The sequence below is a fragment of the Streptomyces hilarionis genome (assembly GCF_024539675.1).
Taxonomy (GTDB): Bacteria; Actinomycetota; Actinomycetes; order Streptomycetales; family Streptomycetaceae; genus Streptomyces; species Streptomyces hilarionis.
Window position 1 is genome coordinate 1 of record NZ_JAHHIT010000198.1, and the last position, 14,744, is coordinate 14,744.

The window sequence follows — 14,744 nt, forward strand, 5'->3', positions numbered from 1 at the left end:
GGTCGGGAGGGTCGGGAGGGTCGCGAGGGTGGCGAGCAGCGCGATGACGGCCGGCAGCTACGGTGCGTAGTCCTGCCACGGGCCTGGGTACATCGCCATCACATGGAACACCGCTCACCGGAGCGTCTCCTGAAGCGCCGGGGCAGCGGGTCGCCAGCCCAGCTCGGGAGCGATCAGCTGCCGGACGTCGTGCAGGATCTGTTCGTACTCCTCGCGATGGAACTCGTACGGCAGCTCCAGGCGCAGCTCCGACACCTGCGCCAGGACGGGATCGGCCGCCAACTGCTCCAGGATCTGCTCAGCGGTGCCCACCACGTCCGGGGCGAACAGGAACCGCTTCGGAGCCAGCGCCGCCAGGGTCTGCGGCTTCAGGCTGCGCTCGTGCCGACTGGCCGCGTAGTCCCGGTAGCGGGCCCGGGTGGCCGCGTCGGCGCTGTCGAACGGCACGATCACCCGCCCGAGCGCCACCCGCGCCGCAGTCCGGTCGTCGCCCAGGCCGCGCCGGTACTCGGAGAGCAGGTTCAGCTGGGCGGTGGTGAAGTCGTCGGTGTCCTCGCCGGTGACGATGTTGCCGGACAGCAGGTTGAGGCCGTTCCCGGCGGCCCAGCGGACGGAACGCAGGCTGCCTCCGCCGTACCAGATCCGCTCCACCAGACCGGGATTGTGCGGCTGTAGCCGCGGTCGCTGGACGTTGCCCGGCGAGTGGATCACGGTGTCCGGACCGCCGAGATAGTCGCCTCGCAAGTTGTCGACAAGGCGGGCGATCCTGCCGTACGACAGGTCGAAGCCGCGCCAGTCGCCGTCGTACACCAGGTCGCCGAGCAGTTCGGCGTGCGGCATGCCGGTGCTGAAGCCGACCTGGAGGCGACCGCGGGACAGGACATCGGCAAGCGCCAGGTCCTCGGCCAGGCGGAACGGGCTCTCGTAGCCGATCGGGATGACCGCGGTGCCCAGCTCGATCCGCTCGGTGCGCTGGCCTGCCGCGGCGAGGAACACGGCAGCCGAGCCGACGCCGTGTTCGAGGTGGCGCTGGCGGATCCAGGCGCCGTCGTAGCCGAGCCGTTCGCCGTACTCGAAGAGTCGGAGTGTCTCCTCCAGGCCGGTGTACGGGTCGTCGTCCGCGAAGTTGCCCGGGGTGAGAAAGGCCAGCGAGGTGATGGTGGGTGTGCTCATGCGACCGTGGTCCTCAGCTCGTGGGTGGTCTCGGCGGTGGAGGTGGGGACGCGCCCGCCGGGGATGGCCGAGAGCAGCTGTCGGGTGTACTCGTGGCGTGGGCGGGTGAACAGCTCCTCCGGCGGACCTGTCTCGACGACGCGACCGGCCCGCATCACGACGACCTGGTGGGCGATCTGGCGTACGACCGTCAGGTCGTGCGAGATGAAGAGGTAGGCCACCCCGGTGTCGGCCTGCAACTCGGCGAGCAGGTCCAGGACTTGGGCCTGCACGGACACGTCGAGCGCGGAGACCGGCTCGTCGCACACCACCAGGTCGGGGGAGAGGGCGAGGGCGCGGGCGATCGCCACTCGCTGGCGCTGCCCGCCGGACAGTTCCGCCGGGCGGCGCTCCAGCGTGGCGGCCGGAAGGGCCACCCGGTCGAGCAGTTCGCGTGCGCGGGTGAGCCGGGAGGCGCCGTCGCCGACCTTGAATGCGCGCAGTGGCTCGGTGATCACCTCGCCGATGGAGAAACGGGGGTCGAGGGAGGCGTACGGGTTCTGGTAGACGAGTTGGGCGCGGCGGCGCAGCTCTCTGGCCCGGGCGCCCTTGGCGGCGGTGATGTCGGTGCCGTCGAAGAGGATCTGTCCGGCGGTCGCGTCGGCGAGCCGGATCACCAGGCGCGCGGTGGTCGACTTGCCCGAGCCCGACTCTCCGACCAGGGCGAGGGTCCGGCCCCGGTGGACGGTGAAGCTGATGTCGTCGACGGCGCGCAGGGTGCGGGGCCGGGCGGTGGTCAGGCTGGGGGCGCTGGCCAGCAGGTGCCGGGTGTAGTCGTCCTGCGGGTCGGCAAGGATGTCACGGGTGGGGCCCGCCTCGACGACCTTGCCCTGTGACATCACGACCAACTGCTGGGCCCGGTCGGCGGCGACCCCGAGATCGTGGGTGACGAGCAGGATCGCGGCGCCCGACTCCTCGGTGAGGTGCTGGAGATGGTCGAGGATGACCCGCTGCACGGTCACGTCGAGCGCGCTGGTGGGCTCATCGGCGATGATCAGCTCCGGCTGGGCGGCGATGGCGATGGCGATCAGGGCGCGTTGCCGCATGCCGCCGGACAGTTCGTGCGGATACTGCCGGGCCCGGACGCCGGCGTCGGGCAGTCCGGCCCGGTCCAGGATGGCGATCGCCTCTGCGGGGGCCGAGCGACGGGTGGCCAGACCGTGGATGCGCAGCACTTCGGCGACCTGGTCGCCGATGCGCTTGACCGGGTTGAGGGAGACCGTCGGATCCTGGGGGACCAGTCCGATACGTGCCCCTCGTACGGTGCGCAGTTCCGGCTCCGGCAGGGTGGCCAGGTCGTGCCGGCCGAAGCGGACGGTGCCCGCGTCGATGCTGCCGTTCGCCGACAGGAGCCGCGTGATCGCGTGCGCGGTCGTGCTCTTGCCGGAGCCGGACTCGCCGACCACCGCCGTCACCTGTCCCGGCCACACGTCGAGGTCCACGCCCCGGACGGCTTCGACCGTGCCGCCCCGGGTGCGGTACGACACCGACAGGCCGCGTATCTCCAGCAGTGGTGTGCTCACGTCGTCACCGTTCTCGCCGTTCTCGGGATCGTCGGTCATCGCTGCCGGGACCATTCGCCGTCCAGGGCCCGGGCGACGCGGTTGGTGGCCAGTACGGTCGCGGCGATCGCCAGCCCGGGCAGCGCGGTCAGCCACCAGGCGTTGGCGAGGTAGTTGCGGCCGTCGGAGATCAACGTGCCCCACTCCGGGGCCGGTGGGGGCGCGCCGTAGCCGAGGAAGCTCAGCGCCGACACGGCCAGGATGGAGGAGCCGAAGTCGAGAGTGGCGAGCACGATCACCGGGCCCGCCGCATTGGGCAGCACGTGCCGGCCCAGCACCGAGTACCAGCGTGCTCCGCTCGCGCGTGAGGCCTCCACGAAGACGGCCTGCCGCACCCGCAGCACCTCCGCGCGCGCCACCCTCGCGAACGCGGCCACACTGGCGATGCCGACCGCGACCGCCACCTTCACCGTGCCGTAGCCCAGCGCGGTGACGAGGGCCAGGGACATGAACAGCGCGGGGATGGACAGCAGCACGTCGACGAAGCGCATCAGCACGTCGTCCGCCCAGCGGCCCACGAAGCCCGCGACCACCCCGAGCAGCCCGCCGACCACGAACGCGACCAGCACCGCGATCAGCGTTGCCTTCAGGGACAGTTGGGCGCCGTGGACCACACGGGAGAAGACATCGCGCCCCAGTTCGTCGGTGCCGAACCAGTGCCTGCCGCTCGGAGCGCGGAAGTTCTGCGACGGCACACCCTTCAGCGGGTCCTGCGAGGTGAACAGGTCGGGCCGGAAGGAGGCCAGCACCGCCAGCACGAGGACGACCGCCGACAGCAGCAGCCCCGGGCGACGCACCACGAACCGCAGCAGTCGCCGTACCTCCACGCGGCGGCCGGGATCAGGCTCCGGCCCCGCCGAGACCGGGCGGGCCGGTCCCGGTGCCGCTTCGGCGGGGTCGTCGACGAGGCTCTGGCTCATGCGAGGGCCGCCTTCCTGTCCGAGGTGACCACGATCCGGGGGTCCAGGAGCGGATAGACCAGGTCGATGACCAGGTTCGTCGTCACGAAGATCAGCGCTCCGAACACCACCACCCCCTGGACCAGCGGGATGTCCTGGGCCGTGACCGCCGCCGCGGTCACACGGCCGAGTCCGTCGCGGGAGAACACCGTCTCGACGACCACGGAACCGGCGATCAACTGCCCCACCAGAAGGCCGACGACCGTCAGTGCCGGCAGGGACGCGTTGCGCAGCGCGTGCCGCAGATGCACCCGCCACCGCCCGGCGCCCTTGGCGCGCGCGGTCTCCACGTACGCCTGGTCCAGCGCGGTGAGCAGGCTCTTGGCCAGCACCTGGGCGACCAGCGCGCCGGTCGGGATCGCCAGCGTCAGGGCGGGCAGCACCAGGCCATGCAGCCCGTCGTTGCCGAACGCGGGAAACCAGTGCAACCGGAAGGAGAACGCCTCGACGAGCAGCAGCCCCACCCAGAAGGTCGGGACCGACACCCCGAGCGGGGGCAGCGACAGCAGGAGCTGCCGCAGCCACCGCTGCGAGGTGTACGTCGCCACCACCGCGAGACCGCCGCCGAGCAGCATCGCCAACAGCAGTGCGGCCCCCGTCAGTTGCAGGGTCTGCGGTAGCGCGTCGGCCAGGGTGGCGGCCACCGGGCGGCCCGTGGTGACCGCATCGCCGAAGTCGCCGCGCACCGCCCGGCCCAGATAGTCGGCGTACTGCACGAGCACGGGCTTGTCGAAGCCGTACTCGTGCCGCAGCGCGGCGAGCCGGGCCGGGTCGACCTCACCCGAGTCCATCCCGGCCCCGGCCATCGAGGTGACGGGGTCCCCGGGCAGCCAGTTCAGTACCAGGAACGACACCGTGTACGCCGCCCACAGCACCCCGACCGCCTGCGCGAGTCGCTTGATCACATAGCGGCGCACGCGTCAGCCGATCCAGGTGTCGTGCAACTGGACGCGGCTGCCCGAGTCGAAGTCGAGGTCGTGCACCTTCTTCGTCACGGCCAACTGGGTCTGGAGCTCCACCACCGGCACGTTGTACGCGTTCTGCACGATCAGCTTCTGCGCCTCCTCCACCAGTTGCCCGCGCTTGGCGGTGTCCGTGGTCGCGGCCTGCTCGGACAGTTCCGTGTCCAGCGAACTGGCAGGCAGCTTGTAGGAGTTGTTCAGCTGGGTGGAGAAGGAAGTGCGCAGGATGTCCGGGTCGGCGCGGGTCACGTTCCCCCACACCACGTCGAAGTCGCTCGACTGGACCGTGGTGGCGAACTCGCTGACCTGGCGCTGCTTGAGCACCACGTCGATCCCGACCGCCTTCAGCTGCTGCTGGACCAGCTCCAGAGCGGGCTGGTTGGTGGCCGCGTTGGGGAACCAGGTGATGGTCAGGCGCAGCTTCTTGCCGTCCTTGACGCGGATCCCGTCGCCGCCCTCCTTCCAACCGGCCGCGTCGAGCCGGGACTTGGCCTTGGCCGAGTCGAAGGCGAGGTCCGAGGAGAGGTCGGTGTAGTCGGGTGTGGTGTGCGCCAGGACGCTGGTCGCCGGCTGGGTCCCGGTCGGGAAGACGGTGTCGGCGATCTGCTTCCTGTCGACGGCGGCCAGGATCGCCTGGCGCACCTTGGTCTCCTTCAGGAGGGGCCGGGAGTTGTTCAGGCCCAGGCCGAACACCACGCCGGGGTTGGCACGGCGCAGCAGGGTGACCTGACCGCCCGTGAGGGCCGCCTCGTTGGCCTTGCTGACGCTGCTGATCGCGTCCACCTGCCCGGACTGGAGACTGCCGGCCCGGACACCCGCCTCGGGTACGACCTTGAAGACCACCTTGTCCAGGTAGGCCTCGCCCTTCTTGGACCACAGAGAGGATCCCCAGCCGTAGCCGGTGCGCCTGGCCAGGGTGATCGACTGGTTCTGCACGTACTGCTTCAGCACGAACGGCCCGGACCCGATGACGCCGTCGCTGCACTTCTGCTGCGGGGTCTTCTTCACGCTCGCCGACGACTCGATGCCCAGTGAGTGGGTCGAAGTCGCCTGGAGGAACTGTGCGTTGGGCTGCTTGAAGGTCACCCTGACGGTGAGCGGGTCCACCACGGCGGTGCTCTCGACACCGCTGAGGTACCCCTGAGCGAGGGTCCCGAGGGGGCCGAGCTTCGGCACTGCGTCGAAGTTGTCCTTGACCACCTGCGCGGTCAGCCGGGAGCCGTCGCTGAAGGTGACACCCGAGCGCAGATGGAACGTGAACCGGGTCGCGTCGGAGGTGACGTCCCAGCTCTTGGCCAGCCACGGCACGATCTTGCCGGTCTTGGGGTCCTGGTCGGTCAGGGAGTCCACGGTCTGGCGCACCGAGTAGATGCTCTCGTTGCTGCCGACCTGCTGCGGGTCCACGCAGCCGGAGTCGGAACCCACCGCGAACGTCAGGGTGCCGCCGGACTTCGGCCGGCCGTTGCCGTCGCCGGAGCCGTCGACGCTCGATCCGCAGGCGGTCAGCAGCACACCGGTGGTGGCCAGGGCGGTCAACGCCGCCCATCGGGGGGATCGGAAATCCGGAATTGCTCTCACGGAGGGGTACTCCTACTCGTGTCACCAAGGCACGGGTGCCGCAGGAGGCGCGGGCGTGCGTGGGCGTGCCACCCCGACCGACGTGCTGCCGGTGGCGGGGGAGCGCGGTACAGACGGGGATCAGGGGGAAACGGGGATCCGGCGCGGAGCTGAATCACGCGGAGCCGGGTGCGGCGACGACCGGTGCCGGATGTCGACCGGCCGTGGAAAGGCCTGTCAGTCCTGACAGAGGCTGCTGTTCGAGCGCTTCAGGTCGATGTGACGCCGACGCGAGAGCCGGGAGAAGACCGTGGCGAGGACGAAGGAGGAGCCGGGGTCGTCACAACGTAGACGCATGCCGATCCTCCTTGTCCCAGGCCCCGCAAAGGGGGCCACGCGCTTGCGGAGATCGTCGGTGATCCCGCCGGGCTTTCACCTGGAGCACCCCACCGCGCGGGAGGGTTGCCGGTCAGCGAGCCAGGGCTTGACGCTGACACTCAATGCCTTCGGTGATCGTACGGAGGGCTCTTGTCGTACGTCAATGGCGCAAAAGCACGCTTGGTAGGGGAGTCGAGGCGAGGGTGCGCGCGGCTCAGGAGCCGCCGCGCTCGCGGGGGAGCTTCTGGCCGGCTTCGATCGCCACCGGCAGCCGGTTCTCGGCAGGGGGCAGCGGGCAGGTGGCCAGGTCCGTGTAGGCACAGGGCAGGTTCGCGGCACGGTTGAAGTCCAGGACGACGGTGCCGTCGGCGGCAGGCGGCTCCAGGGCGAGGGCCCGGTTGGCGGCGTAGGTGGTGACACCGGAGGTGGCATCGGTGAACAGCACCATCAGCCGGCCCGCACCCTGGCCGGGGAAGGCGGTCAGCGACAGCGGGCGCCCGTCCAGCTCGAACTCGACCCTGCCCGGAGCGTCGTAGACATGCTCGAGGCCCTCGACCGCGGCGCCCACGGTGGTCGGACGCGGAGTGTCGAAGGGGAGGTAGCGGCCCGGCACGGCCCAGCGCGGGTCGGGGGCGTAGGCGGGCGTTCCGGTGAAGGCCGTGCGCAGCGGCGCGTCCGGGTGCCGGGGGCGCACGACGTCCTGGCCGCCGCGCTTGGCGACCTCGATGACGGCGTCTCCCCAGACGGCGTCGACGCCGCCGCGCTCGGGAAGCACACCGAAGCGGTGTTCACCGTGCACCGGGGTTCCGTCGACGACCAGTTCCTCGCCGGCGTCGAGGTCCACGACGACCCCGTCGGGTCCGGTGCGCCAGACGCCGGGTGCGTCCGGGAAGCGCTGGGGCCGGTCGTCGAGCCAGTGCAGGCCGGTGATCGCCAGGAAGCCGTGCGGGGCGGCGAGCCGGGCCTCCTGGGCGCGGTGCCACTCCAGCCAGTTCTCGGTGAACGCGTGGAGGTCCGTGGTGGTGGCCTCGGTGGTCATGGGGAATCTCCTTTGTGCCGGGGTGCCTTCGGTCAGGGGGTGCAGGGGGTGTCGAGCCGGCGGACGCGGTCAGCCGGCCAGTTCGCCGAGGAGTCGCCAGGTGCGTCGGCGATCGGCTTCGCCCGCGATCTCGGTGACCGAGAACACGACCTCGGTGGCGCCGGCGTCGCGGTAACGGCGTACCTCGGCCTTGACCGTCTTCTCGTCGCCGATCACGGCCAGGTCGGCGGCCCGCCGACCGCCGGAGAGTTCGATGACCCGGGCGTAGGACGGGATCTGCTCGTAGAACGCCAGGAGTTCGGTGGCCTTGGCCCGCACCGCGTCCACGTCGTCGGTGACCACTCCGGGCACCAGGGCCACGACCCGGGGCGAGGGCCGTCCAGCGGCCTCGGCCGCGGCGGTCAGGGCGGGCACGATGTGCTCCGCCAGGGCGCGCGGTCCGGCCAGGTAGGGCAGGATTCCGTCCGCCAGCTCCCCACTGGCCCGCAGGGCCTGCGGGCCCATCGCGGCGACCAGCAGGGGGACACCGCTTTCGGCGCCCGGCACGCGCGCCGGGACCGGGGTGGTCGCGGTGAGCAGTTCACCGTGGAAGTCGGCCGTGCCGGTCTCGGTCAACTGCCGCAGGGCGGTGAGGAACTCACGCAGGCGGGCGATGGGGCGTTCGAAGGGAAGGCCGAAGCCGGTCTCCGTCAGCAGTTTTGTGCCCAGGGCCAGCCCGAGGTGGTAGCGGCCGTGGGTCGCGGCCTGCGCGGTCTGGGCCTGGCTGGACACGAGCAGTGGATGCCGGCCGAAGACGGGAATCGCGGAGGTGCCGACCTGAAGGCCGGGCACCTCGCGCCCGACGATCGCCGCGAGCTGGGGCGAGTCCGCCCCGAAGGTCTGCCCGAACCAGGCCGACCGCAGCCCGGCGGCGGCGGCCTCCTGAGCCAACTGCACCGTGGCGTCGACCTGGTTCTGTGCGTCGGATGCGTTGAGTGCTACTCCCACAGTCATGTCAGTCAGAACCGGCGCAGGCTGAGCCCGCATTCCGGTCCGTCTGTGACAGCTTCTTGTCAGTCATGTGTCCTCAGTCCTGCGGGCAAGGGGCATCCCGGCACTCAGCCCGCCTGCTGCCGGTCCTGCGCGGACCGGTGTGTGAGAGGTGCGCGCAGGCCGAGGTGGTCGCGGAGTGTGGTGCCGGTGTAATCGGTGCGGTAGAGCCCGCGTTCCTGCAGTTCCGGGACGAGCAGGTCGACGATGTCGTCGAGGCCGTCGGGGATCAGGTACGGCGTGACGTTGAAGCCGTCGATCGCGCCGTGCCGGGCGAAGTGGGCGAACTTGTCGGCCAGGCCGGAGGGAGTGCCGACGTGCCCGCGCTGCGGGCCGAGGGCGATGACGGTCTCGCGCAGCGACCAGCCGTGCGCCTCTGCCTTCGTCCGCCATTCGGCCACGACCGCCCGCGGGTCGGCGATGCGCCGGGCCCCGAAGGAGCCGTCGTTCTCGGCGACGACCGGATCCTCGGTGGGCAGCGGGCCGTCGGCGTCGCGGTCGGACAGGTCGATGCCCCACAGCAGTGAGGCGATTCCCAACGCCGTGGCGGGCGTGACCTGCTGGAGCCGGATCCAGCGCTTCTTCTCCTCGGCCTCTTCCTCGGTGGCGCCGATGATGATCTCGGTGCCGGGGAGGATCCGCAGGTCGTCGTCGGGCCGGCCGACGGCGCGCAGGCGGGTGCGGATGTCCTCCGCGAAGGCCAGGGCGTCGTCGAAGTCGGTGCCGTGCGCGGAGAAGATGACGTCGGCGTTGCGGGCGGCGAAGTCGCGTCCCTCGCCGGAGTCACCGGCCTGGAAGATCACCGGGTGGCCCTGGGCGCTGCGCGGCAGGGTGGGGGCGAGGTCGACGTCGAACTGCGGTCCCCGGTGGCGCACTCGACGTACGGCGCCTGCCACCGACCAGGCGGGCGCGTCGAGGGACGTGGCGACCGCTTGGTCGTCCCAGCCGTCCCACAGGGCGCGGGCCACGGTGAGGAACTCCTCGGCGCGCCGGTAACGGTCGGCGTGGTCGAGATAGCCGCCGCGGCGGAAGTTGGCGCCGGTCCAGGCGTTGTCCGTGGTCACCACGTTCCAGCCGGCGCGTCCCTCGGAGAGCAGATCGAGGCCGGAGAGACGGCGAGCGAGATCGGTGGGCTCGTTGAAGGTGGAGTTGGAGGTGGAGACCAGGCCGATCCGGCGGGTGACTGCGGCGAGTGCCGCGAGTTGGGTGACTGCGTCCGGCCGTCCGGCCACGTCGAGGTCGTGGATCTTGCCGTCGACCTCGCGCAGCCGCAGCCCCTCGCCGAGGAAGAACGCGTCGAACAGGCCCCGTTCCGCGGTCTGGGCGACCTTGCGGAAGGAGGCGGGGTCGATCTGCGAGCCGCTGTCGGGGGCGGACCAGATGGTCCAGTGGTTGACACCTTGGAAGAACACTCCGAAGTGCAGTTGTGCGTGTGGCCGGGGGACGTCGAGGGGGTCGGTGCGGGTCATCGGGCTTCCTCCTGGACGGCCGCGGCCGGGAAACGGTTGGCGGGGCGCTCCAGACCCAGGGTCGAGCGCAGGGACGCGCCGGGCAGGGGGCGGGCGACGAGACGCCGCTCGGACAGGGCCGGCAGTACGAGGCGGGAGAGGACGGGCAGGTCCTCGTCCAGAACGAGCGGATGCAGCCGTACCCCGTCCAGGTGACGGCTCAACTCTTCGAGAACGGCCACCAGTCCGTCGGCGGAACCGATGTGGCGCAGCCGTCCCCGGTCGGTCCACGGCGCGTACCGGTCCAAATCTGCGACGCGCTCGGCGCCGGTCGCGTCCGGGGTGTCCAGCGCCACCTCGACCTCGGCGAAGACACGGGGCGTACCGGCGTCGGCGGCGGCCCCGGCGACCGATGCCGGATCGCGGCCCTCGACCAGAGCTATGTCGAGCTGTGCGGCGGGCACCCGGTCCGGCCGGCCCAGGACGACGAGCTGCCCCTGCGGCGGACGCGGCACGATCGCCGGCCCCTTGACGGCGTACGTCGCCCCGGTGAAGTCGATGTAGTGCAACCGGTCGCGGTCGAGGTAGCGGCTGGTGGCCACGGACCGGACGACCGCGTCGTCCTCCCATGAGTCCCACAGGGCGCGGGCCACCTCGACGCCGTCCCGGGACTCGCGGGCCCGCGCGGCCGCGTCGGCGACCACGGGGCGCCCCCACGCACGAGCCGCCTCGGGACGGGCCTCGTCCGTCACCACCCATCCGGCGCGGCCGGCGGAGATGTGGTCCAGGGACGCCAACTGGCCGGAGACATGGAAGGGTTCGGCATACGTGACCGGGACGACGGGTGCGATGCCGATCGTGCTCGTGGACGCCGCGACGAAGGCCGCCCGCTCCACAGCTCCGATACGGCCGACGGGATCCGGCGCGGCACCGGGCGGCAGCGCGCCGTCGTCCAGGGTGATGAGGGTGAACCCGGCGTTCTCGGCCACGGCGGCGAGCCCGGCCACCCGGCGCGGGGTGAGCAACTGGTCGGGTGAGTGGGCGGCGCGGCGCCAGGCCGCGGGATGAGCGCCGTCACCGTCGATCTCGACGGCGAGGTGCAGGGCGGGGCCGGACAATGGAGGTTCCTTCCGGGGTATACGCGAACTCGCGGCCGGCAGGCCACGACGAGACGGCCGGTGGGAGCGGGCCGGCAGGGGTCAGACGCGTGCGGAAGGACAGACGGCGGAGGAGGTGCGGCAGTAGTCGACGTGCCGCCGGGTGATGAGGCGCGCACTCGTGCGGACACCTGACGGTGCCGCGCCCGGTACGTGCATGGAAGGCCTCCACCCGTCAGAGATTCACCGGTTCACCGTACGTCGTCCGCCCTTGCGAGTGTCAAGGAAGGGCGTGTCGACACGGGGTACCTGGTCTGGCGCGGTTCCACGGTGGCGCCGACCCAGGATCAACGGCGCACGTTTTCATGCCACTGCAACGATCCGTCCCGCAACTCCTGTGCGCGGTGGACGACCTGTGGCCCTTGCCACTGATCGGCGTTCGTGGTTTCCGGGTCAGGCCGGCAGGACGAACGGGGGGTGGGCACCGTTGAGGAAGTAGTCCCCGGCGTCGCGGAACTGGTGGGCGACGGGCCTGTGCAGGGTGTGGGCCCGGGCGTTGCGCCAGAAGCGGTCGAGGCCCAGCCGTGCGGATGCGGAGCGTGAGCCGACGACGTCCAGGGCGCGGCTGGTGGACTCCTGGGCGGCCCTGGAAGCGGCGGCCTCGGCCATCGTCACGTGGACCGAGATGTCGGCGTACTCGTCGTAGGTGAGGTCCTTGGCGCGGGCCAGCCCGTTGTGTACGGCTGTGAGTGCCTGATCGGTGAGTGCGGCGGCGGAGCGGGTGAGGATCGTGAGTTCCCCGTAGGTGGTCAGTACGTGCGGATCCTGGGGAGAGCCGTCCGGCCAGGAGGAGCGCCAGGACGACTGGGCCGCCCTGCTGTAGTCGCGCGCTTCGGCGAGTGCGCCCTCGGCGAGGCCGAGAAGGAGCTGGACGGAGAGGAGACGCCCGATCGGTGAGGCCAGAGCGGCCGACGGTGACAGCACCTCGTCGTCGGCGGCCAGCGAGCCGAGCACGTCGTGGACGGTGACGGGCACGGCGTCGAATCCCACGTCGCCTCCGGCCGCGAGCCGCTGTCCGAAGGATTCCGCGGCGCCGATCCTCACGCCGGGATGGGTGGGAGTGACGACGACGGCGACCGGTTCACGGTTGCCCGCTCGCTCGGCCCGCACCGCGAGCCGGTCGGCGACCAGGACACCGGTGGCGTAGCTCTGCGTGCCCTCGAGCACATAGCCCCTCCCTTTCCTGGTCAGGGTCAGCGGGTGATCCTGAGCGGCGAAACCTCCTCCCCAACACCACTGCTCCGTCGCTGACAGCCGTTCGATCCGGGCGGCGAGGCCGGGTTCGGTGAAGAACCGGGCACTCCAGGACAGGAAGTAGTGGGAGCCCAGCAGTTGGGCGATCGCGGAGTCGGTGGCCGCGATCGCCCGGACCACGGCGTACGCGGTGGGCCACTCCGCGCCGCCTCCGCCGAGTTCGGCCGGTATGAGCAGGTTCAGCAGTCCGGATTCACGGAGTCTGGACACCTCGTCGAAGGGGGGCTTGCCCGCATGCTCCCTGGCCGCCGCGTCTGTGGCGAGGTCGTCCGCCATCTCATGGGCCACGTGCAACCAGTGAGCGGGGCTGGGCCCGGTCCGGTGGGATGCCGAGGCGGGTTGGGACGGCTTGATGGCAACGCCCATGGTGGGTGGTCTCCTCAAGTTCGTTGGTGTGGCGCGGTGTCTTCATCCGCCGGGAGGACCGGGCATCGTTTCCTAGTAATCCGATAGGAATTATAGGGAATGCGCAGGGAGGGCAGAGGCGACCACATGTGAGATCCACCTGTCCCGAGAATGACGTGATCGTCGAAAACGGTCCGACCGACGCCATGTTCGTCTCCCCGCAGGACGGGCGGACCGCCGACTCGTCGCGACCGGTGCGACCGGTCGGCAGGGCGGAGCCACCGCACACCGGCTCCTGGGGACCGGCGAAGCGACGGCGGATCGGGCACATTGACAATCCGATCGATCACTCGGAGACTCGATCGCATGCCTGAGGTCCTGCTGCTCACCAGCGAGCGATGCGTCGACCTCGTACGCGTGTCCAGCGCCCAGTGTTGATCCCCTGGTCCCTTTCGCCATTCCACTGTCGCGTGCTGCCGCGTCCCCTTTGACCTGAGCGGACGTACGTCCGGCTGCCCCGGGCGTACGACACCGATCCACGCGCAGTGCCCGAGGCGCCCTCCGACGGCCACCACCCGCACAGCGATCGGAAGCACGATGAGCCCGGAATTCCTCTGGTACATCCCCAACACCGTCGAGCCGGGGCACCGCGGCGACGACACGACGACCGGCTGGGGCTCCGTCGAGTACTCCACCGACCTCGCCCGCACGGCCGAGGAACACGGCTGGGGCGGCGCACTCCTGGGAACGGGTTGGGGACGCCCGGACACCTTCACGGTCGCCACCGCGCTGGCGGCCCGGACCACCACCTTCAAGCCCCTGATCGCGATCCGTCCCGGCTATTGGCAGCCGGCCCACTTCGCCAGTGCGGCGGCGACACTCGACCAGCTCAGCCGTGGCCGGGTCCTGGTCAACATCGTCAGCGGACTGGACAACCTCGCCGCGTACGGGGACACGCGCAGCGATCCCGCGCAACGCTACGACCGCACAAGGGAGTTCCTCCATCTCGTACGACGGCTGTGGACCGAGGAGGATGTGACGTTCGACGGGGAGCACTTCCAGGTCGGCAGGTCCACGGTGGCCCCACACCCTTACCTGACCGACACGAGAGCGCATCCCACGCTCTACTTCGGCGGTGCGTCCGAGGCCGCCGAGCGGGTGTCGGCGGCCGAGGCGGACGTCCAACTCTTCTGGGGCGAACCGCTCGACGGACTTGCCGAACGGATCGACCGGCTCAAGGCGTTGAGCGAGCAGGTGGGCCGCAGGCACCGGCCGCTGGAGTTCGGGCTGCGGATCACCACGGTGGTGCGCGACACCACGGAGGAGGCGTGGCGCGCGGCCGAGGAACGGGTCGCGCGGATGGCGGCGGACGGCGGGAAGGAACTGACCTGGGCGGGGGACCGCGCGACCGCCGTCGGACAGCGGCGGCTGTTCGACCTCGCCGCTCGGGGCGAGGTGCTCGACACCTGCCTGTACACCACGCCCGGGAAGTTCGGTGGCGGGGGAGCGGGGACCACCTGGCTGGTCGGCTCCGCCGCCGACGTCGCCACCGCGCTGGAGAACTACCGCAAGCTCGGCATCGCCCACTTCGTCCTCTCCGACACCCCCTACAAGCAGGAGATCAGCCGTGTCGGAGACCGGTTGCTGCCCCTGCTGCGCTGACCGTCACGCGATGTCAGCTCCGGGTGATGCTTCCTCACCACTGCCGGGTGGGCGCGGACCCAGCCCTTGAGCTCGTTCCAGCCGAACTCCGCGAACAGGGGGTTGTCCGGGTCCTCCGTCACGCCGGTCGCGTGCGACGCGCCGGGGAAGGGGAGCGGGGCGATCCGGGCGTCGCACGCG

12 protein-coding genes, 1 pseudogene and 1 riboswitch are annotated in these 14,744 nt (G+C 71.0%); of the genes and pseudogenes, 1 reads left to right on the forward strand and 12 read right to left on the reverse strand.

The window, feature by feature from the left end; translation table 11 throughout:
* Nucleotides 1–114: 114 nt before the first annotated feature.
* The 11 genes from KMS84_RS34050 to KMS84_RS34095 all read right to left on the reverse strand — a co-directional run bounded on the left by KMS84_RS34050 (nucleotide 115) and on the right by KMS84_RS34095 (nucleotide 12,923).
* Nucleotides 115–1,173 carry an LLM class flavin-dependent oxidoreductase gene (locus tag KMS84_RS34050; protein WP_256920386.1) on the reverse strand — a complete coding sequence of 353 codons (1,059 nt, stop codon included), beginning with the start codon at nucleotides 1,171–1,173 and terminating at the stop codon, nucleotides 115–117.
* A complete protein-coding gene (locus tag KMS84_RS34055; protein WP_256920387.1) occupies nucleotides 1,170–2,774 on the reverse strand; it encodes a dipeptide ABC transporter ATP-binding protein in 1,605 nt (534 codons plus the stop codon). Before KMS84_RS34055 ends, KMS84_RS34050 begins: the two co-directional genes overlap by 4 nt.
* On the reverse strand, nucleotides 2,771–3,694 hold the full coding sequence (locus tag KMS84_RS34060; RefSeq protein WP_256920388.1) for an ABC transporter permease: 924 nt from the start codon (nucleotides 3,692–3,694) through the stop codon (nucleotides 2,771–2,773). Before KMS84_RS34060 ends, KMS84_RS34055 begins: the two co-directional genes overlap by 4 nt.
* The gene (locus tag KMS84_RS34065) at nucleotides 3,691–4,650 is read right to left on the reverse strand and encodes an ABC transporter permease (RefSeq protein ID WP_256920389.1); all 960 of its coding nucleotides are present in this window, start codon (nucleotides 4,648–4,650) and stop codon (nucleotides 3,691–3,693) included. Before KMS84_RS34065 ends, KMS84_RS34060 begins: the two co-directional genes overlap by 4 nt.
* 3 nt (nucleotides 4,651–4,653) lie before the next feature.
* Nucleotides 4,654–6,273 (reverse strand): ABC transporter substrate-binding protein, encoded by a 1,620-nt coding sequence (locus tag KMS84_RS34070; protein WP_256920390.1) that lies wholly within the window; start codon nucleotides 6,271–6,273, stop codon nucleotides 4,654–4,656.
* Nucleotides 6,274–6,489: 216 nt separating this feature from the next.
* Nucleotides 6,490–6,609 (reverse strand): putative leader peptide, encoded by a 120-nt coding sequence (locus KMS84_RS43500; protein ID WP_438819017.1) that lies wholly within the window; start codon nucleotides 6,607–6,609, stop codon nucleotides 6,490–6,492.
* Between the two features lie 34 nt (nucleotides 6,610–6,643).
* A riboswitch (SAM riboswitch) is annotated at nucleotides 6,644–6,757 on the reverse strand.
* Between the two features lie 87 nt (nucleotides 6,758–6,844).
* Entirely contained in the window at nucleotides 6,845–7,669 is an 825-nt protein-coding gene (locus tag KMS84_RS34075) for a DUF1684 domain-containing protein (RefSeq protein WP_256920391.1), read from the reverse strand.
* Between the two features lie 69 nt (nucleotides 7,670–7,738).
* Nucleotides 7,739–8,662, reverse strand: coding sequence for an LLM class F420-dependent oxidoreductase (locus tag KMS84_RS34080; RefSeq protein ID WP_256920392.1), 924 nt, complete (start codon nucleotides 8,660–8,662; stop codon nucleotides 7,739–7,741).
* 104 nt (nucleotides 8,663–8,766) lie between these two features.
* Entirely contained in the window at nucleotides 8,767–10,167 is a 1,401-nt protein-coding gene (locus tag KMS84_RS34085) for an NtaA/DmoA family FMN-dependent monooxygenase (protein ID WP_256920393.1), read from the reverse strand.
* Nucleotides 10,164–11,264, reverse strand: a complete 1,101-nt coding sequence (locus tag KMS84_RS34090) for an LLM class flavin-dependent oxidoreductase (protein WP_256920394.1) — start codon at nucleotides 11,262–11,264, stop codon at nucleotides 10,164–10,166. Before KMS84_RS34090 ends, KMS84_RS34085 begins: the two co-directional genes overlap by 4 nt.
* 432 nt (nucleotides 11,265–11,696) lie before the next feature.
* Nucleotides 11,697–12,923: an acyl-CoA dehydrogenase family protein gene (locus tag KMS84_RS34095; protein WP_256920395.1), complete on the reverse strand. Its 1,227-nt coding sequence runs from the start codon at nucleotides 12,921–12,923 to the stop codon at nucleotides 11,697–11,699.
* A 576-nt stretch (nucleotides 12,924–13,499) separates the two neighbouring features.
* On the opposite strand from KMS84_RS34095, the gene KMS84_RS34100 reads away from it, so the two are divergent.
* Nucleotides 13,500–14,564, forward strand: a complete 1,065-nt coding sequence (locus KMS84_RS34100; RefSeq protein WP_256920396.1) for an LLM class flavin-dependent oxidoreductase — start codon at nucleotides 13,500–13,502, stop codon at nucleotides 14,562–14,564.
* Here the strand turns inward: KMS84_RS34100 and KMS84_RS34105 are convergent.
* A pseudogene (locus KMS84_RS34105) lies at nucleotides 14,510–14,744 on the reverse strand (hypothetical protein); the annotation flags it as partial. The gene KMS84_RS34100 and the pseudogene KMS84_RS34105 overlap by 55 nt on opposite strands.